This is a genomic window from Paenibacillus sp. FSL R5-0378 (genome assembly GCF_038009285.1).
Lineage (GTDB): Bacteria > Bacillota > Bacilli > Paenibacillales > Paenibacillaceae > Paenibacillus_AQ > Paenibacillus_AQ favisporus.
The window spans coordinates 2,689,749-2,712,713 of record NZ_JBBPAY010000001.1 but is presented as its reverse complement, the minus strand read 5'-3'; the positions used below and the strand labels follow the sequence as shown (position 1 = coordinate 2,712,713).

Annotated in this window: 21 protein-coding genes; 4 read left to right on the top strand and 17 right to left on the bottom strand. The window is 51.3% G+C overall.

Translation table 11 applies throughout. From position 1 onward, the window contains the following. Window positions 1–27: 27 nt before the first annotated feature. From MKY74_RS12750 to MKY74_RS12735, 4 genes are all read right to left on the bottom strand, one after another. Entirely contained in the window at window positions 28–1,026 is a 999-nt protein-coding gene (locus MKY74_RS12750; RefSeq protein WP_167372859.1) for an anti-sigma factor, read from the bottom strand. After that, window positions 1,013–1,510: an RNA polymerase sigma factor gene (locus MKY74_RS12745; RefSeq protein WP_076169168.1), complete on the bottom strand. Its 498-nt coding sequence runs from the start codon at window positions 1,508–1,510 to the stop codon at window positions 1,013–1,015. The genes MKY74_RS12750 and MKY74_RS12745 overlap by 14 nt, the downstream gene beginning before the upstream one ends. Window positions 1,511–1,674: 164 nt before the next feature. Next, window positions 1,675–2,217, bottom strand: coding sequence for a GNAT family N-acetyltransferase (locus MKY74_RS12740; RefSeq protein ID WP_076169169.1), 543 nt, complete (start codon window positions 2,215–2,217; stop codon window positions 1,675–1,677). A gap of 143 nt (window positions 2,218–2,360) precedes the next feature. Further along, window positions 2,361–2,627, bottom strand: a complete 267-nt coding sequence (locus tag MKY74_RS12735; RefSeq protein ID WP_076169170.1) for a CD3324 family protein — start codon at window positions 2,625–2,627, stop codon at window positions 2,361–2,363. Between the two features lie 360 nt (window positions 2,628–2,987). Between MKY74_RS12735 and MKY74_RS12730 the strand changes: the two genes are divergently transcribed. Continuing rightward, window positions 2,988–3,956: a copper amine oxidase N-terminal domain-containing protein gene (locus MKY74_RS12730; RefSeq protein ID WP_076169171.1), complete on the top strand. Its 969-nt coding sequence runs from the start codon at window positions 2,988–2,990 to the stop codon at window positions 3,954–3,956. 184 nt (window positions 3,957–4,140) lie between these two features. On the opposite strand, the gene MKY74_RS12725 is transcribed toward MKY74_RS12730, so the two are convergent. Further along, the gene (locus MKY74_RS12725) at window positions 4,141–4,854 is read right to left on the bottom strand and encodes a glycerophosphodiester phosphodiesterase family protein (protein ID WP_144025371.1); all 714 of its coding nucleotides are present in this window, start codon (window positions 4,852–4,854) and stop codon (window positions 4,141–4,143) included. A 249-nt stretch (window positions 4,855–5,103) separates the two neighbouring features. Here MKY74_RS12725 and MKY74_RS12720 point away from each other — a divergent pair, with 249 nt between their 5' ends. Then, window positions 5,104–6,108: an aminoglycoside phosphotransferase family protein gene (locus MKY74_RS12720; protein WP_076169173.1), complete on the top strand. Its 1,005-nt coding sequence runs from the start codon at window positions 5,104–5,106 to the stop codon at window positions 6,106–6,108. A 126-nt stretch (window positions 6,109–6,234) separates the two neighbouring features. Here the strand turns inward: MKY74_RS12720 and MKY74_RS12715 are convergent, their stop codons facing one another. The 5 genes from MKY74_RS12715 to MKY74_RS12695 form a co-directional block, all read right to left on the bottom strand. Beyond that, window positions 6,235–6,831, bottom strand: coding sequence for a TetR/AcrR family transcriptional regulator (locus MKY74_RS12715; protein ID WP_076169174.1), 597 nt, complete (start codon window positions 6,829–6,831; stop codon window positions 6,235–6,237). A 68-nt stretch (window positions 6,832–6,899) separates the two neighbouring features. After that, on the bottom strand, window positions 6,900–8,375 hold the full coding sequence (locus tag MKY74_RS12710) for an FAD-dependent oxidoreductase (protein WP_076169175.1): 1,476 nt from the start codon (window positions 8,373–8,375) through the stop codon (window positions 6,900–6,902). A gap of 254 nt (window positions 8,376–8,629) precedes the next feature. Further along, window positions 8,630–9,154, bottom strand: coding sequence for an AAA family ATPase (locus tag MKY74_RS12705; RefSeq protein WP_076169176.1), 525 nt, complete (start codon window positions 9,152–9,154; stop codon window positions 8,630–8,632). Between the two features lie 66 nt (window positions 9,155–9,220). After that, a complete protein-coding gene (locus tag MKY74_RS12700; RefSeq protein ID WP_084203816.1) occupies window positions 9,221–9,577 on the bottom strand; it encodes a VOC family protein in 357 nt (118 codons plus the stop codon). A 150-nt stretch (window positions 9,578–9,727) separates the two neighbouring features. Beyond that, window positions 9,728–11,224 carry an alpha-L-fucosidase gene (locus MKY74_RS12695; protein WP_076169178.1) on the bottom strand — a complete coding sequence of 499 codons (1,497 nt, stop codon included), beginning with the start codon at window positions 11,222–11,224 and terminating at the stop codon, window positions 9,728–9,730. Window positions 11,225–11,354: 130 nt separating this feature from the next. Between MKY74_RS12695 and MKY74_RS12690 the strand changes: the two genes are divergently transcribed. Next, on the top strand, window positions 11,355–12,197 hold the full coding sequence (locus MKY74_RS12690; RefSeq protein ID WP_076169179.1) for an AraC family transcriptional regulator: 843 nt from the start codon (window positions 11,355–11,357) through the stop codon (window positions 12,195–12,197). 79 nt (window positions 12,198–12,276) lie between these two features. Here MKY74_RS12690 and MKY74_RS12685 read toward each other — a convergent pair whose 3' ends face one another. The 3 genes from MKY74_RS12685 to MKY74_RS12675 form a co-directional block, all read right to left on the bottom strand. Then, the gene (locus MKY74_RS12685) at window positions 12,277–13,275 is read right to left on the bottom strand and encodes an endo-1,4-beta-xylanase (RefSeq protein WP_076169180.1); all 999 of its coding nucleotides are present in this window, start codon (window positions 13,273–13,275) and stop codon (window positions 12,277–12,279) included. Window positions 13,276–13,502: 227 nt separating this feature from the next. Continuing rightward, on the bottom strand, window positions 13,503–15,038 hold the full coding sequence (locus MKY74_RS12680; protein WP_076169181.1) for a glycoside hydrolase family 43 protein: 1,536 nt from the start codon (window positions 15,036–15,038) through the stop codon (window positions 13,503–13,505). A 17-nt stretch (window positions 15,039–15,055) separates the two neighbouring features. After that, entirely contained in the window at window positions 15,056–16,870 is a 1,815-nt protein-coding gene (locus tag MKY74_RS12675) for a family 43 glycosylhydrolase (RefSeq protein ID WP_076169182.1), read from the bottom strand. A 177-nt stretch (window positions 16,871–17,047) separates the two neighbouring features. On the opposite strand from MKY74_RS12675, the gene MKY74_RS12670 reads away from it, so the two are divergent. Continuing rightward, window positions 17,048–17,824 (top strand): helix-turn-helix transcriptional regulator, encoded by a 777-nt coding sequence (locus tag MKY74_RS12670; protein ID WP_076169183.1) that lies wholly within the window; start codon window positions 17,048–17,050, stop codon window positions 17,822–17,824. Here the strand turns inward: MKY74_RS12670 and MKY74_RS12665 are convergent. The 4 genes from MKY74_RS12665 to MKY74_RS12650 all read right to left on the bottom strand — a co-directional run bounded on the left by MKY74_RS12665 (window position 17,813) and on the right by MKY74_RS12650 (window position 22,952). After that, complete coding sequence (locus MKY74_RS12665; RefSeq protein WP_144025372.1) at window positions 17,813–18,436, bottom strand: class I SAM-dependent methyltransferase; 624 nt, start codon at window positions 18,434–18,436, stop codon at window positions 17,813–17,815. The two genes, MKY74_RS12670 and MKY74_RS12665, sit on opposite strands and share 12 nt — an antisense overlap. A gap of 87 nt (window positions 18,437–18,523) precedes the next feature. Continuing rightward, window positions 18,524–19,471, bottom strand: coding sequence for a carbohydrate ABC transporter permease (locus tag MKY74_RS12660; RefSeq protein WP_076169184.1), 948 nt, complete (start codon window positions 19,469–19,471; stop codon window positions 18,524–18,526). Window positions 19,472–19,488: 17 nt separating this feature from the next. Beyond that, window positions 19,489–20,397: a carbohydrate ABC transporter permease gene (locus MKY74_RS12655; RefSeq protein ID WP_076169185.1), complete on the bottom strand. Its 909-nt coding sequence runs from the start codon at window positions 20,395–20,397 to the stop codon at window positions 19,489–19,491. Further along, window positions 20,394–22,952 carry a DUF5696 domain-containing protein gene (locus MKY74_RS12650; RefSeq protein WP_076169186.1) on the bottom strand — a complete coding sequence of 853 codons (2,559 nt, stop codon included), beginning with the start codon at window positions 22,950–22,952 and terminating at the stop codon, window positions 20,394–20,396. The genes MKY74_RS12655 and MKY74_RS12650 overlap by 4 nt, the downstream gene beginning before the upstream one ends. Window positions 22,953–22,965: the final 13 nt, after the last annotated feature.

Below are 22,965 nucleotides of genomic sequence, written 5' to 3'. Positions count from 1 at the left end.
TTTCCTGATGAAGTCGGGACACTTCACTCATCTGTCGACGGTTGCACCCATGACGGCTGCTTTTACATAGGGTTGGCCCTGCAATGCTTTCAGGCTCTCAGCCGTTCCCGTTACGACAACGCCAAACAGGCGCACGTCGCTTGTTTCCGGTTGTTCCTTATCCTTGCGTAAATAATCATAAATCCGCTTAAATTCCTGCTTATATTTTCGATTGTGATGCACTCCATATTCCAGTGCGCTAAGAAAATCCTTTTCAGAAACATCATTACGATCCGGATGAACGCCAAAACCGTATACGCTGCTCGCCCAGTCGGGAAACGGATCAACAACGGATCCATCTGGCATTTTAGCGGCCGTAAAGGGCTTCATATTCGAGTAAGTGTCTACCCAATACCACACGGGATGGACACCTGGCGGAAGCATCGCCTTGATCTGCTCCACCGTATAATTTTTATCAAAAGAAATGCCCATTTCAACCCGCTTCCGTCCATGCATGTCCTTCAGCTGCGGAAGCTCGTTAAGATAGTTCGCGTATTTTACGCTCGGGAGATAGAACAGCATCTCTCTCTCTCCATTATAGCGGTTATAGGGGCGTGAATAATGAAATCCTTTGGCCTCCATTTCTGGGTCCATAAGCGACAGGTCAGAATAGTCGCCGAAAAAGCGGGAAAAACTTCCCCAGGAGCTAAAATCGTAGTTTTCCTCCCCCCAGATGACCGGGACTCCCTCTATAACCTTATATGTCCGATATTCAAGCGTACCATGAAGAAAGCCGTAGTTAATCTGGAAACCTAATATATACTGATTCGGACCACTGATTGCTTTGAGCATCTCAATGTCACGCATTGCATGTTCTTCGCTTCTATACTGAAGCTGTAAATTCGCAAACCACCCTCCCGCAAGGATAAATATCGTAACTGCCAATGATATGATTGCGTTCCTAAGTATCGTTCTGCGGCGTGCCTTCTTGACGAGAGCCGACAGCTTCGCCCCATCATCAAAGCTGGATTCGTTATCGTTCATCATATAGTCCTCCATATTTTTTCTGAAATAGTTTGCGTGCCCGATATAGGTACGTCTTCACCTTCTCCTCACGAATGGCTATGAGTTCAGAGATTTCTTTATAGCTAAAACCCAGTTCGTATTTTAAAATAAGCAGCTGTTTATAGATCGGAGCCAGCTCTTCCATCACCTTTTCGATCTCTTCTCTCCGTTCCTTTCGCAGCAGGATTTCCTCTGGAATTTCACTGCCTTCCACCGTCGCCTCTTCCATCGAAATCTCGATTCGTTTGCGTTTTCGGAGCATATCGTAATATCGATTGAGTGCGACCCGATACAGCCACGCCGAAAACTTATCAGGCCCAATGGAATCAATATACAGGAGACCTTTATATACCGCGTCCTGGACGATATCCTCAGCGTCAGCCCTGCTTGCCCCAAGGCGAATCAGGTACCGCTGAATCTGTTTCATTTTATCCTGCATCAGCCGCAGCATCTGCTCGTTATCCACTTTCAACCTCCCTCCAAGCAGTACAACGTTTGGGTAGGTGCATATGTATACAAGCGCGGCAAAAAAAGATTTTTCCTCTCGTAGAATCGGACCCATCGGTGAGTCGCAACAGCCATGAATTAAACAAAAAAACAGCCGATCTTATCGATCAGCCGCCCGACTACTTATTTGTTTGTAAAATTGAACACCTTTGCCGCACCGATCTCAGCCCGCAGTTCCTTGTCCTCTTCCGTGAACCTGTTGTTCGTATAACGCGCGAGGGTTTTTCTCCAAAAATGAATGGTCCTTGAATTCCTCTCTGTCGGGGTCGTGTAGATCAGCCATTTTCCCTGGAACCGGTTGAAGATTTGGGTTATGGCAACCTCGGCAACGCCCTGACCCCGGAAAGGCTGCAGTATAAAATATTCATTCACCAAAAAGTCGCTGTCATCCTCCACATAAGGCGGCGTGGCAATCAATGCGAATCCTGCGGGCACTTCGTCGACCTGAATCAAGAAAGGAAAAAGGCACTCCTCTTTTTCCCACCAAATATCAAACTCCGGCATTTGCTGCTGAAGCGTTTGAAAGGCATCGCTGTCTTCAAAGACGCCATACCGATTGGGAAGCACGTTACGGATCCCTGCTAAATCGTGAAGATACAGGGGGTAAAGGTTATAGATGATTGATTGTGTATCACGCCTGCTTAATTCAACCGTTATTTCCGCCATGTCGGATCCTCCTCAAAGAGCCTTTTATCTATTACCGTAAAGTATATCGGCTGGCGCTTTGAAACAATAGGCAGAGAATACACATAACCATTTAGGATACAAAAAGGGCTCGCGCTGGTTTGGTCACACGCAAGCCCCTGGCATTATTTTTTCTGGTATACGATCTTTCGGATCGTTTCTACCGCGAGGCAATAGGACTGGGAGAGCTGCTCCACATCAATTCCTTTACGGAACGATTGCCTGATCTCTAGATTGCGTTTCCGCAGATAGTCCCGCTGTCCCGAAAGCTGGCCCCATTTTTTGCGGCCGTCCTCGCGAGAAGGAATATAGATCGTCCTGCCTTGGACGTATTTTTGAATTTCCTGAAGCAGCTGTTCAGGTAAAATGTCGCTCGCAGATACATATTTCATTGGCTTCGCCCTTTCATCTAAGTGAGTTGCAGATGGTATGGTAGCAAAGCCTGCATGACAAACATCCTGCTAATGAATTGAAAATGATGCGGTTAATAGATAAGGCTCCATGCAAAACAACCGCCGCTGTTTGTCATATAGACTCTGCATGGAGCAAAGATGTAAACTTTGCATCGGGTAAGCTTTTGGATTCAGTAGGTCCTGAACCGGCATCATCACGATATTCCTCTCTTTCGGTTATTCATCTGCCTAGTAGTTTCCACATGATATCTGTGGATTCCTTTGACTCTAGCAAAAAAATGAGACAAATCACTGCAATTCAGGTATATTCAAGGAAAAGATTCAAATGGAGGAAGAATTTTGAAGAAAATTGTCATGATATTGCTGGCTTGTGTGCTGGGGATTTCGGTAATCACGAATGGACAAAAGGCGGAGGCCAGTGGAGAGACAGAATCAGAGCTGCCTACCATCGAATTGAAAGATAAAGGAGTTATCCTATCAGGTCAAACCATGCTTCCCATTGGCCAGCTATTTAAAGAATTGGGCCTGCAACTGCAGTTTGATCCCAAACAGGGAAACATCGGCTATACAATCGGGGATATCAAGGTCACCGCTAAGCTGAATGTTAAGTCCGTGTCGATTAATGGAGCAAAAAAGCTGTATACTGTCCCTCCTCAGCTCATCGAGGGCAAGTTGATGCTTCCCCTCCGGATGATAACGGACACGCTGAATGCAAAGACAACAGTAGATTACACCAGGCCAATAAATGAAAAAACAAAGCCGATCAGCTACGTTATGCTCACCACATCAGCCAAGAAAGTTATCATTTTTATTAATAACGCCTATGAAACCTATAAAAAATATATAGGCAAGACTGTTTGGATTCACAGCTACCGGGTGCAGATGAAACTAACGGAACTTGACGGAACGCCAACTAAATCGGTTCACAATTTGTCGCAAGTTAAGATCATCAAGGTAGAAAGCGATGAACTAATTACCGGCTGGGTTGACGTATACTTTACTTATCAAAACAAAACATATAAAATTAAGAGCCTTCACACCGAGGATTTCCAAAAGGTAATTTCGACCGTTAACCCTTATAAAACCTTTAACTTTCCAAGTTCATCTTGGAAGCTCATCGAAAATAGCCAGGTTCGTGTAGGGATGACCGGCAAGATGCTCGAATTATCCTGGGACAAGCCGGACCGGATCCTTAATTCGGGGAATCATACCGTAACCTGGATCTACGACATCGCACCACCAAAATTGTTTATCTACGTAACGCTGAAAAACGGCGCTGTAACCTCCTATTCTTTGGAGGAGAAATAAGGTTCTCTTCAATCTCATATTAGAGTTCGGAAAAATACGATCCAGAAAAGGGAAGCGCAAGAATTAGCGCTTCCCTTTTCTTATACTAAACACTCATCAGCTATAACAACTATCTCCAAATGTCACCATTAGTCATAGCAGTAATACCCGTGGACAAAACGCTACGGAAACCAAGACTCCACTTTCAATCCCACAAAATCGTATCCGTCGTTATATAGGCCGCACCCGCCTCCTCAAACGGCCGCGAAATCTCCCGCTCGTTTACGGTCCAGATCGACACGTCAACTCCGGCCTTGCTGCAGTTTCGCACGTCATCCGGCGTCGCCGAACGATAGTCGTAATCCAGAAAAGCAGGCTGCAGCCGGCCGATGAGCTCAAGGTCTGCTTCGCTTGGCGGCTTCGCCGATAGAAAGCCGAGCGGCACCGCCGGATCGATGGCACGCACCTTCAACAGATCGTTGGCATTGAAGCAGATGAAGCTCATTTGTCCCATCATGCCGGAGCCGCGGACCAGCTCAACGAGCCTTTCCAGATCGCGATCCTGGTGGTATTCCTCGATCTCGACGAATGCGTGCATGCCGTATTTGACGCATACGGACAATACTTCCTCCAGTGCCGGGATTTGCAGGCCGGAATAATCGCTGATCCCGTTTCCGGAGGTGATGCTCAGCCCTCGGATCTCGGCAAACGAGAAATCCTTCGTCCTCCCCGATCCGTTCGTCATCCGGTCTACGGTACGGTCATGATGAACAATCCAGCGGCCGTCCGTCGTGCAGTACGTATCGCATTCGATGCCCCAGAATCCCGATCGTCCCGCCAGTTCAAAAGCCGCGACGGTATTCTCAGGCGCCTGCATACTAAGCCCCCGATGGGCTACATACTTCGGTTGCTGATTCACCTGTCTTCACCCCATGATCCGAATTTTTGTTGCTGTCCTCATCCTTTAATCGAACCGAGCATAACCCCTTTGTTAAAGTATTTTTGCAAAAAGGGGAATATGATCAGCAGCAGCAGCGCCGTTAACATATTAAAAACCATTCGTGAACGAATGGTTTTTTCCTGCTGCATGACGGCCGGGTAATTACATCCGTTCCATGATAAAATATCCGGTATATCCTAAAAAAAGGTAAGGAGGCAGGAAGCTGCAATGGATGTAAGGCTATCAGAACGAATCATCGAAAAATGGGCATCGGCGAACGCCGGTGCGATCGGTCTAGAACCTAATCATATCCAGGCTTCATACATCTATAATCCGGGAGGCTTCGGCAATTTGTCCCTCCGCTTGTCGGACGGCCGCACGCGGCTTCATGTTAAGCTGGCTCCGCCTGATCGGAGCGAGCGGCTGCAGCAGTGGGCGGTCGTCAGCAATTATCTTGCCGAACACTACGCCGCCCCCAAGATGTTCCACAGGATTGAAAGCGAGATCGTAGACGGGTATCCGTACGGCCTTGTGTTCGAATATATCGAGGATGCGGTCCCGCTGGCGGAAGCGGCGAATTCGGAGGCTATTCTGACAGGCGTCATTGAGACCGCCTCCAAGCTGCATCGCGACGGCATTCTCCGCGGAATGCTGCCTGAAGCCGAAACCCGCACTTATGCGGATGCCTTTGAAGACGAGTACATATCCAGGTTTACGGAAGACTTGGAAGGAATCCGCGGATCCCGAGAGCTGCTGCGGGACTTCATATCGGATGAGACCATTTTGTGGTTTGGAGAAGAGATCGAAAGGCTGAGGGAAACCGTCCGGCAGACCCCGGCATTTGGGCTCCCAGCGCGCGATGTGGTCCATAACGATCTGAACGGAAACAACGTGCTGGCTTGCGGCAAGGGAGGCTTTCGGATCATCGACTGGGACGATCTTTCCGCCCAAGGAGATGCGGCGATGGACTATTCGGTTATGTTATGGCCGCTAAGGCATGGCCCCTCATGGCCGGTTTGGAGGGAAAAGGTGTTGGCCACGGCAGGAGATACGGTTGCCCAGCGGCTTGAGCTGTATTTTCGGGCAAAACTGCTAGACGACGTCATTGACGTCCTGGCCGATTACGTCGAGTCGGAGGAGGTCCCGGAACATCGGGAAGAGGCCCAGCGCAAGGCCAAAGCGGTCCATCTCCGCTCTTATCCGCAGTATCTCGCCCAGTATGGAGCCGGATAAGCAGGCAGCGTTAGAGGCTGGAAACGGATTGCTGTTCTTGAATAAGGAGAACACATCATAAAACTCTTTCCACCCGCCTTGATAGACGGGTAGGAAAGAGTTTTTTTCACGATGTACAGACTGCGTTTATTTCCGGGCAACGAGCCGCATCAGCATGTCGGCCTTCGGAATTTGATACACCTTGCTTCCATTCGAATTGATGACCATCACACCGGAGAGGACGGATAAATAACAAACGATGAGCTCACGCGGATCTCCTTCCGCCAATTCCCCTGCCTGCTGGCCCTCTTCGAATAACGGAAGCAGCATATCTACATACGTATCCATAGAATATTGCTGTTGGAGCTGCTTGACTTGTTCAGGCACCCCGTCGGACGTGGCTGCCTGGTGAATCAGCATGAAGTATGGAGTGCCGTCTTCATTGAGGATTTCCGCCGTTAACGCCCTAATTCTCTCGAGCGGCGTTCCCGGCATGTCATAGACACTGCGCAGCGCCGCTTCCGATTCGGCCATCGCCTCCTGAACGAGTGACGTGAACAATTCGTCTTTGGATTTAAAATAATGGTACAGCAGCCCGTTGCTGATGCCTGCCGTCTCCGCGATCATGCTCATCTTTGCGCTGAGGATGCCTTTGCGGGCAAACACCTGAAGCGCTGCCGACTTGATTTGTTCTTTTCGTTCATCGCGAATTTGGTGCAATTGCTCTTCGTTTAATGGTGCCAATGTCAAGTACCCCTTTACCGGAAGCTACCGTTTTTTCTACCAGTATATCAAATCCATCTTCACTATCGCTATGGTCTGACCAGCTCGAACGCCGATTCCGGGAAATGCGGGAGCATTTCTTCGAGAATCGTTTCAACGGGTTGGCTGTTGTCCGCTGTAAGACGGGAGAGCAGTTCCCTACCTTCTTCCGAATCGGTTAACACTTGGACTGCTGTTTCAGGGTTGAAAATGTTTCGGGGGGATACCGCTAACGTATTAACCGCCCAATAGAGTCCATAGAACTTCCAGTCGGGTTTGCTGACCGCATATCTCAGGAACAGCTCCATATATTCCCGGCTGAAGGCGTTCCTCTTGCTCGAATCCGTCCCATGGTATTCGACCCCCTCCCACCGGAGATCGGCCGTACAGTTCAGCCAGAACGCCGGCTCGATGGCCTCCTTGATTCGGTGAAGCACGCCTTTCTCCCAATCCGGCCGTTTCTCGGCGCGCTGTTCCCGCAAACAGGCCTCCAGGATTTCGACAGAGATGGCAGCCACGGTCATGCCCTGGCCGAAGATCGGGTCATAGATGCAGTAAGCATCTCCCAGGACCAGCAAGCCTTGTGGCCACTTCGGCATCTGTTCGAATCGATGGCAGTACAATTCCGGAACGCGGAAAGGTCTGGGTGACGCCATCGGTTCGAAATCGCGGACGAGTTCTGCGATTTTCGGGCTCGGAAGCTGCTCCAGGGCGCTCTCGAATTCGGCGGCATCCGTCGGAGGGTAATTCCCGCCCGGACGGGCGAGCAGCACTTCTGCCGTATCGTTTTCGATAAAAGAGAAGACACTCGTATACGTACCGCTCGCCGGCTGCCCTTGAATGTTGATGACATCCCATTCATCGATCAAATGAGTCAGATGCGGCGGTACTTTATAGCGGCGGGTGCTGTATCCGAGCGAAACTTTCAACAGATCCGGCTTGGGAACCTCGTAGCCCAGGTCCGTAAGCCAGCCCGACAGCTTTGAAGATCGCCCGCTCGTATCAATAACCAGGTCGGCCGTCAGGGCTTTCTCCTGGCCGGACTGCTCACGGTCTCTGGCTTGCACCCCCGTTACCTCGGATCCGTCAGGGCTCGTTAACAATCCCGTCACCTGGTGTTTCGTCAGAAATTTCACGTTGGAAATGGCTGCCGTCCGCTGGCGGATGACCCACTCCAGAATCGCTCTGCTGAATTTAAGATCATCCCTGTCGTACTTCATTTCCAGGGTGCCGTACTGGTTCATGAAATACGCGCTTTTGTTCAGGGAAGACGGGCAGCCGTTCGCGATCATATCCTGCTCATAACCAGGAAAGAGGCGTTCGATGACCGCTTTCCCCCGCGCCGTAAAGCGATGCGGATGGAATGCCTGAGGCGTTCCCGGCCGCACGTCCGGCCCTGTCGGATAGGCATCATTTTCGACGATCAGTACCTCTTTGAAATGTTCCGAGAGCACGCGTGCGGTCATGAGTCCCGCCATACCTCCACCGATGACGATGGCCTTGCTTGTGTTCCCCTTGGTAACCATAAAATGATTCCTCCCTAGTTTAGATTGACTCATTCAGTCGATAATATTCCAAAAAAATATGAAGTTCCGTAATTTAGATTGACTCAGTCAGTCAATGTCATTATGCGGTGATTAACAGTTATTGTCAACCCCTTTTTTCATGCATCAGCATTTGCCTGTTCAGACACTTTCGGGCACAACAAAACGGCGGCCGGCGAAGACTTGAAGAATCGCAGTCTATCCCTGCGGCAGCCGTTGTTTAACCATGCTTTCCGTTACATTCCAATATGAACGTGAAACCTGTCATGTTGGATCACTCCTGCGGCAGTATCGGCCGGATCCTTTTGATTCGTATCCACAAGATAATCCGCATTGACTGCTGCAGACTTCAGTTTATTTAGCAAAAACAGCGAACGGTCCAGTAAGTGTATATCCCCTCTCTTATGGAGACGCTCTTTTATCGTTTCTTCGTCTGCGTGCAGTACCGCATATTTGAGCTGTACGTTTAAATCGGCGATCTGCCGGCAGAACCACTCGAATTCATCTTCGACGACAAAGTCGATCACGACATGAAAACCGCTTTGGATAAAGTTTCTGGTGACCGAAAGAATATTCATCCAGGCCAAGCTCAGACGTTCCTCCCATGTCGGGGCAGGCTCCGTCATCTGCATGTGGAGTAAATCGTCGCCCACGATCAGCACACAGCGTTCCACGAGCCGAGCGAGCTCTTTCGACGTTGTCGATTTTCCGACCCCGAGCGGACCGGAGATCAGATAGATTTGCTTCGTATCACCGTCCATATGTAATCTTCCTCCTCTTTCTACAAAAGCCATCAGCTGCGTCTAACCTTTCCAACTCGGCCGGGTTCAGACTTCTGTAATATGCCAGAGAACGCCGGCGGGATCCAACAGATGGATGGCCCGTCTGCCGTAAGGCTGGATTTCAGGAGGCTTGGCTTTCACGCCGTATTTTCCGATGACACCGGAGTGTTGAAGGTGGCTCCACCACGCATCCAAGTCCTGAACGCATAGTTCCAGCATATAGTTCATCTGCAATTCAGCGTTCTGATAGTTCTGTAGATGGAACTCTGTTTCGTCCATCCGGAAAATCGTAAGCTCATCGCTGGTGAAGATTTTTTCAAATCCCAAATCCTCATAGAACTGCACAGCAAGCGGGTAATCCTCACCGGACGGAACAAAAGGCCTCAGCTTAAGCGCTTTCATCGTCATCATCTCCTTAACAAGAGTTATTAAAAACGCCCTACGGCATCATTATAACAGCCGCAGAGCGTAATCCAATGAGTATTATATTTTTATACTGATTATATGCCTAACTCAGCCAGCGATGCCGGTCCAAATGGATCATCGAGCGTGTCACCCGAGCTCAATAGCCAGGCAGTGGGCATGATTTGTAGGCCTATGCTCCGGAAGGGAAACAACCAGAGCTCCGTAAGGCTGCTCGAACGGTACATCGCCCACACCCAGCAGCCGCACGGACTTTACTTTGTCAGCCGGGGTCAACGTACGAATGACGGCCAGACGATCCTCCGGCCAGCGCATTTGGAAGGCGTAGAGAATATTCCCCTTCTGCGTAAATCGGTAATCTGCCGCTGTCCATTCCACTTTGTTTTCGGTGAAATGGTCAATGACCACCTGTGAAGGGCCTTCGCCTGACACGCGGAACGGGCGGGTGCCAAATATTCCTTCGCCGCAGACTCGAATCCACTCAGCCATCTCTCTGAGGATATGCGTGCACTCGTCGTCGATTGTACCATCCGGCTTCTGCGGAATATTCAAGAGAAGATTACCGTTTTTAGAAACGATATCGACCAGGATTTCGATGACATGCCCCGGCTTTTTATACACAGACCTCACATTATAGAACCAGTCCCCTACGCATGTGTCGGTCTGCCACGGCTCAGGTTTAATGTCAGGCTCTTGGCTCCGCTCGATATCCAGCACGCCTATCGTGTATATTTCCTTGCGCCGATCCTTCTGGTTATAGACCGCACGGTTCACGCCGCCGTGAATCGCAGCGCTCGTATTATACAGGTGTGCGACAGCGCGCAGTCCAGCCTCGTAGGCGGGATCATCCAGGGAGAGCTCCGGCTTTTCCCAGTAGCCTGGTGTGAACGGCAGCCCGCCGTCCGAGTACAGCAGATCCGGCTGATACTTATCAATGATTTCCTTCATCACGGAAAACCAATGACGATGCCACCATGGATTGGATGTATACCAAGGCGCAATCGAATCAGCCTGTATCCTGCCTTGATGGTGTTCCTTATTGGGCAGGTACAAATCCTCATTCGCCGGATCGTTCCCATCGTAAGGAATGCCGGCATATGGCCCCTCCTTATCGCTGCCTTTATTCCAATGGAACCAGCTGAATGTGGCGCCGAGATGCTCCGTTAGGCCAAAAGGCAGCCCACGCCGTGCGGCCGCATCCTTCCACAGAGCGACAATATCTTTTTTGGGTCCCATATTGACCGAGTTCCAGCGATGGATGCTAGAATCATAATTGAAGAAGTTATCATGGTGCATCGCCTGCGCCACGAAATATTTGGCCCCGGCTGCCGTGTATAGGTCCATTAAGGCATCCGGGTCAAACGCCTCCGCTTTCCACAGCTGCACAAGATCTTTATAGCCAAATTTCGATGGGTGACCGTAGTGACGGATATGGTATCGGTATTGTTCCGAACCTTCGATGTAGATGTTCCGTGCATACCAGTCTCCGTACATCGGTACGGACTGGGCGCCCCAGTGCGACCAGATCCCGAACTTGGCGTCCCGGAACCACTCCGGACATTCGAATTGGCGGAGGGACTCAAAGGTAGGTTGGTAGGGGCCTGCGGCGATTTCGTTCCAGTTCATCGGTATTGCCTCCTTTGCTCGAATCAGGAATTGATTTTATCCTAGCAATCCTCATGCCATGAATGAATACAGAATCCTAACCTTCTGTTGGATAAAATTATCTACTCTATTTAGAACGGGGAATATATATATGGGCAACCAATCACTAGCAAGGCTGTATATGGAAAATCTGGACGTACGGGTCACATCGATGGGTTATAACCAGGTATGGACGGATTGGCGGGAGCTCGACTACACGCCGGACTTTAACAAGTTTTATTTGATCTGTGACGGGGAGGGATGGCTGAAAATCGGCGATTCGGAATTCAGACCCAAACCCGGACAATGGTTTCTTATGCCTCATGGGGTTAAGCAGTCCTATTCTTACACTTCGGGCCCCAGATACACGAAATATTGGTGCCATTTTACGGCTCGGATTGGAGACCGCAATCTCTTTGACCTGATTCAAACCCCACTGTATGTGGACACAAAAAATGACAGCGAAGCGATCCGGCTGTTCCGCGAATTGCTCGACAGCGATGCTGCGGCTTCCATTAGCGGTCCGCTGCTTGTGAAATCAGCCATGCTAAGATTGGTTTCTTATTATATTGAGCATGCCGTTTCCTCCGAGGTCAGCCTCCATCGTTCGACGGAGCCCGAACCTCTCGAACAGGTGATTTCGTATATTCAGAGCAGCTACCGTCACAACCTGACTATTACGGATTTGGCCGAAAAGGCTCATTTGCATCCCAACTATTTCATCCGTGTATTTAAACGCCAGTTCGGGATTTCCCCGATCCAATACATCAAGAAAAGAAGGCTGGAGGAAGCAAAACTGCTGCTTGTGACGACGAACCTCCCATTATCTGAAATCGGCGAGCGGATCGGAATATCCGATATCTCCTACTTATCCAGAATTTTCAAGGAATCGACCGGCTTCTCGCCGACCGCATACCGGATGACCTTCAATTCCCATCAAACGGTATCGCCTTAATTAAACGCGGTGCAGCTGCCGTTAACACGAAAAAAATGGTGCTTGTATAAGCACCATTCCAATGAAAAACATGCCTTGCCTAAAGAGTCAAGCCCACGGTCTTCAGCACTTCCGAATAAGACGGTTTGGGCTGATGCTTCGCATCAAATAAGAATGGCCAATTCTTTCGGCCCCGTACAGGGAAATGGTCCAGCCAGGTATAATCATCGGCAGCGCCCCAAAAAGTGACGGAAGTGATATATTCGCTGTATTCCTGGAACAACCGGAAAAATTGACCGTAACGTTCCGCTTGAAGAGCCAGCATCTCTTCCGTCGGAGCCGTGAGGTCGGTCCGCCGGTCATCGAACGCAAACATCGAAACGTCCAGCTCCGTAATATGCAGCTTCACGCCCAAACTGGCGTATTTCTCGATCGCCACGCGGATATTATCCAGCGACGGGTGATACAGGCTCCAGTGCGCCTGAAGCCCGATGCCATGGATCGGCACCCCCTGCTCGAGCAGCGATTTGACGAGCGTGTAGATTTTCTCACTTTTCACCGGATCGGCCTCGTTGTAATCGTTGTAGAACAGCAGCGCCTCCGGATCGGCTTCATGAGCGTACTCAAACGCCTTGGCGATGAAATCCTCGCCGATGATATCGAGCCACTTCGAAGGCCGCAGCAGCTCGCTGCCGCTGTCGGATACCGCTTCGTTCACCACGTCCCAAGCATAGAGTTCTCCCCGGTAACGGGATACGACCGTGTTGATATGAGATTTCATGCGGGCCAGCAGCGTCACCCGATCCGTTTGGCTGCCGTCTTCATTTTCAAACACCCATGTCGGCGTCTGATTGTGCCAAACCAGCGTATGGCCCCTTACTCCCATGCCGTTGGCTTTAGCCAGGGCCACCATACGGTCTGCCGCCTCAAACGTATATCGGTCCTCCGTCGGATGCAACCTTTCGAATTTCATTTCATTTTCGGCAGTCACGCTGTTGAAATGCTCAATAAGCAAATCACGCTGCGAGTCCAACGTCACCGGATTGACGGCGGCCCCGATCAAAAACTGTTCTTTAAACGCTTCGCGCAACCTCATCATACCTATCCCCTCCTAGAGAAGTTCTACACGCCAATGCTTTATGAAAGACACCTTCATCCCAAAGTGTAAGCCTCCTCATGATCACGCAACAACCTGCCGTTGACCGTGTCCTCACCCGGCAAAGTATGGTTGTCTTTGACCACAGCTTGCGACTTTCAAACAGCCAGCGCAAACGAGGACATTCCCGGAGGAACATCCCCTTTGCATAAAGAGCGAACGAAGTCGGATTACTTCAGCACTTGGTATTGAAAATCGGAAAAATCCGCCGTCCCTCCGACCTCCCGGGTGGAAAACAAAAACAGACCGATGCGGCATCCCATAAAATGGTCCAACTTGTATACCATCTTGTGCGTAATCCCGAGCTGCCTCCAGTCCGCGCCATCCCGGTAATAAAACATGCACTCATCCGCATTGTTCACGAAATTGCCAATCGTCTTGAGTGTGACGACGTTTCCGGAAACGGGAATTCTGGCGAGTTCGGTCCCGGGCTCTTCGTCGACCAGTTTGCCGAATATGGAGCGGTCTTTGGCCTCTCTGGCCAGCATCACCAGGTAGGATCGGCCGGCCTCCTTGGTCAGGGCAATCAAGCCGTACGTACCGATTAAAAAGCATAAGCCTGCATAATCGCCATCTTTCAGCCCGCTGCCGTCCAGCGTGACTGTCACCTCGCATGCCGGTCCCATGGCGCGCTGCGTCAGCGTATTGACCGCGAACGTCAAATTGGGGCTGATCTTGCCGGATGTGACCCGGTAGACTCCCGGTTTGTCCGTTACGGACCATAATGCATCGTCAGGCGTATGATTCCACTGCCAAACATCCTTCAGGCGTACTTTGCCGTCTTCGTCCGGCGTGTAATCAAAGTCGTCGCTTCCAACCAAAGGCTGGTAGGTATACCCCGGTCTTGTGCTTGGCAGCTCGATCATTGGGGGTGCTGCTTTGGCGAATACCGGAAATCCGTTCTCAAAGCGCAGCGGAACAAGCACCGGAATCCGGCCGACGGCGCCGTGATCCTGGAACAGCACAGCCACCCATTTCCCGTCCGGCGTATCCACGATGCCGCCCTGCGCTACGCCTGAATTGAAATACCCCATATCGTCATTAAAGGCCTCTCCGCCTGTAAATTCACCCTCCAGGGAATCCGCTGCAAAGCAGGCCTGCGTTCTGCGCCCTGAAGCCTTCGAAATATGGATAAAGAAAGCATAATACCTGCCATCGATCTTATAAAAGTGGGCACCCTCGTACCCGAGATGATACGGCTCCCGTTCTTTCACGATAACGCGGCTCAGCCCGCCGGGTTTCGGACCGGAAAGATCCTCCTTCAATTCGAGCAGGTGAATCTCGGCATTCCCGTAAATCAGATACGTCCGGCCATCATCGTCAAACAGCAGGGAGCAGTCGTGATAAAAACCCTCGATGTATTGCTTCGTCCATGGACCGGTTACACTATCTGCCGTGTACAGGTAAGTCCGGCGGGTATCGTTCGCCACGAAGATGACGTAGAATTTACCCTTGTGGTAACGAAAAGATGGCGCCCACATGCCCTGGCCGTAAATATGTTGGCCGTCTTCGAGCCGCTGTGCGGGCGTATTGTCCAGTACGTCGTACACATGTGAAGCCACCTCCCACTGAATCAGGTCGTATGATCGCAGAATGACGCAGCCCGGCATCATGTGCATCGTCGTGCTCACCATATAGTAGGTATCCTCTACCCGGATCACGTCAAGGTCCGGATAATCGGCCCATATAATCGGATTTGGAAACATGTTCTCTCTGCCCCTTCCTAATCGCGTTGTACAATGATTTCGATCGACACCTCGGCCAAAGCCGGGTTCAAATCCCTTTCTTCCGTTAAATCAAGCACCGGATATCCGTCCATGCCGAAATGAACGCGGCGGATTCCGGAGCCTCTTGGCCCCTCTACTCCAGGTCGGGCATGGTATACGTTCCAAGTGACGCCATCGTCATCGGTAATATAAGAATTATGGCCCGGACCGTATTCGCCCGGGACGCTTCTCGACGTCAGCAGCGGATAATTGCCCTTCGTCCAGCTGCCGGGATCCAGCAGGTCCGCATTCGCATCGGCGGTCAGCAGGCCTACACAATAAGTAGCGTCTACCGCCGCGCTCGAGAAGGTTAGAAAAATCCTGCCGTCCCGGATCAAAGCAAACGGCCCTTCATCGACAAAGGTATGGTTATTGGCCCAGCCAAAGTCCGGCTTGGTCAGCAGCACCGGGTCGCTCGCCAGCCTCCACGGCTCCTTCGGATCCAATTTCGCGATATAAACCCAGGCGCCAAGATCTACAGGCACGAACTGCCGCTCCGACCAAGCCGCGTAACAATCCCCGTTCACTTGGAAGACGGTCATGTCCAGTGAGATCACCTTGCCCGCCTCGCATAACTCGGTACCGTCTTTCCTGACGACGCGCCGGGGCATCGACCAATCAGCGGCGCAAGTGGGGTCCCCACCCTCGTGCAGCTTCATCACATGGCACTCTTCATAGAAAAACTCGCCTGTCGTTGCCGCATGAAAAATGTACAGCTCGTCCTCGATAATATGGAACTCGGGCGCCCATAACAGCCCTTTAATGTGATCATAGGTTTGTGTATCCAAAATTAAAGACTCGCCGGCCTGAACCAGACCGGATATCGTCTCTGCTTCCCGGATATACAAGGTTCGGTTGCCGTCGGCGTCGTTGGTCGCAATGAAATAATACTTGCCGTTCCATTTCGCGATGCAAGGGTCCGCCCGGTTCGGCGCGATCGGAAACGCATAATGCTCCTGACGAACCCTTCCCTTCACCCGATAGGTTCCCGCCTGATCCCAGCGAACCGATGCCGTATCCCAATCCACGGCTTTGGGGGCCGTGGTGCCGTCACTGTATACCGCGGTCGCTTTGAGCGCTTTCAAATCCTCTTCCGATGCCGCCTTAATGCCATCCGGAACTTCAATGGCGACATTCTCGGGAACCGTAAGCCGGCATACGAGCCGTTGTGCCGTTTCCCGCGGAACGCCGATCACGTTACGGGGCTGGACGCCTTCAATGTCTGCCGATACGGCTTCGAGCGTAAACGCCTCCGCTTTTTCCGGAGTCCCGGCGCCAGCCAAATCATAAAGGTCCTGAATCTTATTTTGGTAGCTGCCGCCCTTCCCGTCGCTCCACCGGATGACGTATGCCTGGCTTGTTTCATCGTACTCGCAAGCGACATCATGGACGTAAACATCGCTCTTCAAATCGACAAGCCCGATTTCTTGATACTGCAGCAAATCGTCGGAAGTAAAGAACAGCACCGCCCCTCGGCTCTCTTCATCCTGCTGTCCATCCGCCTCCGTCCGTACGGCAACGACACCGAATTTTCCGTCGGCCATGCGGAAGAGGTACGGATTTTTCAGGCTTTTGGCCCGGAGCGTCCCGTTTTCATGGTTCCTGGCCTTGGCGAACAGGACGCCTGAATTATGGTTCAAGGCTTGGAAGTCCCTGCCGTTCTCGCTATAGGCAAGATGCATGCTGTACGCCAGCCTAGGTGCATAGATGATGTCCTCCTGCGGAGTGCGGGTATAGCATAGTACTTTGATAAATTCGCTTTTCAATATCATGGCATGCCTCACCTTTATTGATCATTTCAAATACGGATTTGCTGACGGAGTAACGCCATTTCTGATTGTTCTATTGACTTTATATTGGGTTTACTATGAAATTATAAATTAGGACATCTTAGCAATGAATGATCTATGCTGACAGAAACTTGATCTATTCTAAGATTGGAGATCGTGATGACGACATCCATTTACTATGTCGGATATGATGCCGCCCATCCCGGAGACTTTATTTATGACATTCCGGATGGACATGATTTTTGGCTGCTGATTCTTACGCAAACGCCGGCTGAGTTCTGGGTTCAAGGAGAAATCCGGGAGTACCCGGCAAACTGTGCCGTTCTCTTTCCCCCTCGGCAAAAGATTATGTACCGCGCCTGCTCAGGCCAATTTGTGAATGACTGGGTCCGTTTCGAGACGGACGAATCCTACGTTCTGGAGACGACACTTCCGCAGGGCGTTCCGATTCCGGTCCCGGATCCCGGATACTGCCGCCAGCTGTTCCAGCTTCTGGCCACCGAAAATTTTTTCAGCTGCGATTACCGGGAGCTCTCGATCGACTACCTGTTTCGGATTTTGTTCAACAAGCTGCTCGAAGCTTTTCAATCCAAGGAAAATTCGCCGCATTACCAGAAACTGTTGAATCTGCGCAAGGCGATCCATAACTGTCCCGGCGCTGAATGGAGCGTCCCTTCCATGGCCGATGACGTACACTTGAGCCCCGGGTACCTGCAAACGCTGTATAAGGCGACTTTCGGGATTTCCTGCATGGACGACGTAATCCAGTGCAGGATCCGCCTCGCCAAGGAAAGGCTGATCCACGGATCGCTTCGAATCGCTGATATCAGCGAGCTGTGCGGATACAAAAATGTCGAGCATTTCTCCAGACAATTCCGGCGTATCGTGGGCTGCACGCCTCGTGAGTATCGGCAGTCGGGTGATTTACGGCTTTGAGATTTCATTTTGCAAGCTGTTTCTCTTCAACTTGCAAATATAAAACGGGTATTTTGAAAAAGTGTCGTATTGCTCTAATTGTTCAATGCGAAGATCACGATCTTTTGCATAATCCACCAGTTCTTTGACAGGATTCCTGCTTAAATGTGCCATGAACAAGAGGCAGCCTTCCCGTTTGAGCAGGCTCATGCAAGCATCGATACAGCGATCGAAATCGCCCGTTTCATTCACTGTAGAACCAATGAGCGTCACAAGGTCAAAATATGCTGATGGCAAATCGACGTCAAAAATACTTTGGTTCTTAACCATCGAACGATTTGGATGTCCTTCTAGATGCTGTCTCATCGAGAATATACTGCATATTTCCGGATCCAAATCGATGCTTGTCAGCGTTCCTGTGCCGTTCAGCCAGTATCCAAGATAGTCATCCCAGTCGCCAGTTCCGATCCCAACATTGCACACCCTAATACCGTCCTTTAGAGCCACATATCTTCTGACATAATCCCTTGTCATACACTCTGCGTACAGGCACTCCGGTGACAAATTCCATTCCGCAGCTTCCGGGCTTTTCAGCGCGAGGTAATAATCAAGCAGCTTTCTATCCGTTTCCAATAGAAACCTTCTCCTTATAGATAAATAAAATAGAGCAGCAGCATGCGGGACCGCATGCTGCTTTTTCGTTAATACCATAACCCGACCTTACCCGACGATGCCGGTCCGTTCGATGCTTTCCACAAAGTAACGCTGCACGAACAAATAAATAATGATCAGCGGCAGGATCGCCAGCAAGATGCCGGTATCCTGGACCATGCTCATATAGAAAGGATCCTTGTTGGTCGCCACCCCGCCCTCGAGCATGATGGAGAGGTTGTGCGGCAGCGACGCCAGTTGGGTGGACATCACTTTGCCCGACGTTAAATACGTTGTCGTAAAGAAGCTGTCATTCCACTGCCATACGAATGAAAACAACAGCACGGTAACGATGGCCGGAACGGCATTCGGAAGCATGATGCGCATAAAAGTTTTGCTTACGCCCGCCCCATCAATATAAGCCGCCTCCTCCACTTCTTTCGGGATCCCCCGGAAAAACTGCCTGAAAATAAAAATGTAGAGACCCGCCTTCAGCGAGTTTGCGGTGACTGAGGTTAGAAAGAAAGGCCAGTACGAATCCAGCAGGTTCACCGACTTCCCGGTCAGCAGCGGGATCAGCCCCATGAGGCTGAAATCCTTCAAATTCATGTAGATCGGTATCAGAATGGTCGTTGGCGGCACCAGAATGGTCAGAATGACGCCTCCAAAGAGCAAATTGCTGCCTTTGAATTTAAGCCGCGCGAAAGCGTAGCCTGCAAACGCGCAGGACACGGCCGTCAGGATCGTCGTCATGGCCGATAACGTAAACGTATTGAACAGCGTGTGCCAGTAATCCATGATCGAGATGGCTTTTTTGAAATTGTCCAGCGAATAATGCTCCGGGATAAAGACGACGATCGGCGAATACAGATCGCTCTTGTCTTTGATGGCCGTTGAAATCTTTTGAAGAATGGGGTACAGAATGACAAACGACAGTCCCGCCATCAGGACCAGCCGCACGACGGTCCACAGCCAGCGCTTCCAGCTTTCGAGCGACAACAAACGGGCGATGATCAACGCTGCTCACGCTCCTTCTATTCTTGATAGAAAATTCTTTTGGAAATGAAAAACGTAATGATTAGCAAAATAACCATGATCGCCAGGAAGTAAATCCAGGCCATCGCTGAGCTGAGTCCGAAATTGAAATTCGTAAATCCCGTTTCCCTGATCAGCGTCGTCATTTCGCTCCGGGAGAACGAGTCGATCACCGTATAAATCACGTTGACCAGGATGAGCGGACTGACCATGGGCAGCGTGATTTTCCAAAACGCTTCGTAACCGGTCGCTCCCTCGATCTTGGATGCCTCATACAGCTGGGGGGATACCGACTGGATCCCTGCTAGGAAGATCAGAATTTGCACGCCCGACTGGCTGACGATCTGGTAGATGCGATCCACAGCGCTGGTCAGGTACGCGACGATGTTATCACTGACACCGGAATTGACCATGATCCGCGTCAGCTCGCTGGTCCCCAGGCCGCTCACGGCACCGCCGGCGTTCTGCTCATTGATGGCCTGAACGAGGCTGGATGTCTCCAAATTCGCAATGACTCCGGACGCCAGGATGACCGGAAGGAAAAAAATCGATCTGGCAATGGCTCTGCCGACAAACCTTTGGTTCAGCAGTACAGCCAAAAACAGGCTGAAGATCACAATGAGCGGCACGTTGATGACCATGTTTACGATCGAGGTCGTCAGCGTACGGTTAAAGCTCGTATTGACCGTAAGGGCTTCCACGTAATTGGAGATGCCGATAAAGCTGATGTTCATGCCGTTAGCATTGGCTTCGATGGAGCTGAAGCTGTACCTTAATGAGGAAATTAAGGGTATCAGAAAAAAGAGAAGGAATCCGAGCAGCCACGGCAAAACGTAGATAAAGCCCCAGAGCGCCTTCTGTTCGGCGTACGTCCGCCGCTTCGCGCCGATTTTCATGATCGACTTCAAGATTGCACACCACCTGTCAAATAGCTCTCGGCTTTCACCGTTTGGCCGTCCACCGTCACATCCGTACGGTTATAGTTCACAATGACGTATACGCCGTTCCCGTACACGGTCTTGAATACGCCTTCGCCAAGCTTCTCATGGCCCGTGATCGGCTCATTCCGGACGTTCTTCAGCACATCGTTCACTTCACGGTACATTTCGGCGGCCTGGTCGATCCACTGCTTGTAATGGACGGCATACAACTCGTTATAATCCGTATCCTTTACTTTGTCATTCGGTTCATGGATCCATTCGAAGTACACGCCCGCTCCGTATTCGAGGCATCTCAGGATATACTGCCGTTCATCCGTATAGGTTGACAGGTTAAACGGGCTTCCCGTGTAGTCGACAGACCCCCGAATGACCATTTGATAGAATGGGATCTCTTCGTCCTCGATCTTGAATCGGCTGCCGGACATCGGCGCGTTCGTAATATCCGACAAGAATGGAAGCGCATAAGCGTTGCCGCCGTCTGCCATGACCTTCAAATTTTGCTGCGAGATGCTGCCCAGCGCCTGAACCGATAGTTTCTCGGACTGCGTGCGATCCAGTTGATTGTGCTTGCGGTAATCGCTGTTGAGCTGATCGGCGAGATCCCGGAGTGAAATGCCGCCTGTCTGATACCCCTTCAAGCCCTCCAGCACCGACTTGGTATAGGGAACAGTAAGCCGAGGTGATACAACATAAGAAGGCGGCTTATCCCGTTCCCTTCGATTGAGTGCCTGATCCAGCGGATAAAGAGCAGCAGGAACGCCTCTCAGCGTTCTCGCAGCATTCGCGTTCTCGTTGAATCCCTTTCCTGTATTCGCGGTCAAAACGGCTACATCAGGAAAGAAAGAAACCCCTTGATCCCTCGTGAACGACAGGAAGCTCTGCAATCCATTGCTGCCGCCGACCGCCTTGTCGACCGAAATGTGATCCGGAACCTCATGATCCATCCCGCCATTGAACCAGCCCGAAAGTTTCAGTTTGATGTTGGAGATGTCGCGGCTCTTCATCTGGTTGATAATATCCTCCGACTGTTCGAACGTCGTGAGGGGCTCAATGGTCCGGTAAGGAATGCCGGCGAAATGCTTTTCTTTGGCGATGCCGCCGACCAGCTGCAGGTAGAACGGCGTATCTGTCGTACCTGCGGTAGCCTCTTCTGGCTTAGGGAGACCTCCATGCTGCTCCAAATAACGCTGGTAGTAGCGGGCCAAGCCTTGGTAAGAAGCCTCCTCTTTGTTCAGGAATGCGTACCGGACCGTAAAATCCGTTTTCATAGCCTGTTCCTGGAACCTGGGGAGCGTACGCTCCTGGCCGTTCGCTTGCAGTGTCACTTCTCCTTTGTTCATGACATTGAAGCTGGGATATACATAGTTATAGCTGTTCAGCTTTCCGCTAATATCGGCATGGATGGCCGCAGCCGATGCGCCTTCCTCGATAATGCCGAGGATCGCGCCGCTTTCCCGGATGATGCCGAACACCGGCAGCCGGACCGCCTGCTCGGTCTTGGCATCCTCGGTCGTCTTCATCGTCAGGTCTTCCCCGTACACCGGCTGCTGGTAAGCGGGATACTGCTTCTTCCCGTTGTTGAAGTGGATGAGCGCACCGGATCCGTCCGGCACGAAGATCGCCCCCTTCTCCTTGGAACTGCCGGCGCCAAAAAAGCTGAGGAAGGAAATATTCCCGATCGGATATGCGCTCGGATATTGAATGCCGGATGAAGGGATTTTGGCGACTAGGCTGCCGCCGTCCAGAGCATATTCGATCGATGCGAGGAATATCCGAGGTTCCGGCTTCTCCTGTGTAAAATGCAGCTCCTCCATGTCCTTCATCAGGTCCTCTTCCGTATATCCGGCATCGTCGAATGCCTTGAAAGCGCGATCGAGCTGCAGTCCATTTAAGGCGCTGTCGTTACGGACATACACCTTTTTATCCGGATCTTCTTTATAGGCAATTTTCAGAGCCCGCTGCCCCGTTTTGTCCAGCTTGCCCAGCATCGCCTCGATCCGCTCGCTGCTGAGCATCATCGGCAAATCGGCCGCTGACTTCACGGCCGTTCCGAACTGGTACGTGACCCTTACTCCGCCTGGGATCGGTTCGAATTTGATCTGCTTATGCGAGACGCTGTCCGTGAACGTATTGATGGAATTCACCTGGCCGAAATTGTTGTAATAATCGATCTTGAGCTGGGAAGAAAGGTTGGCTTTGTTCACCCCCGAGGCGAGCGGATCCTTGCCCTGCTCCGGCGGGTTGCTGTACCACGTCTCTCCGGTATCCTTATTTAACACAGCAATAGCACCCGTACTCTCATCCACGAACAGCCGCAGTCGTTCATTTTCGGCCACGCCTTTCATGCCGGCTGCGCGGGCGTCGGTGAAAGCCGCCTTCAAAGGCTGGCCCTTGGTGAATTGGGCTGCAGCCGCCGGTGCATCCTTGGCCCCGGAGCGGGCGGCGTTCGAATCGGCACAGCCGGCCAGCGCGATCCCCGCGATCAGTGCAGGGAGCCACAGGGCGATTCTGGCTTTGCGCATGGTTTCTCCTCCT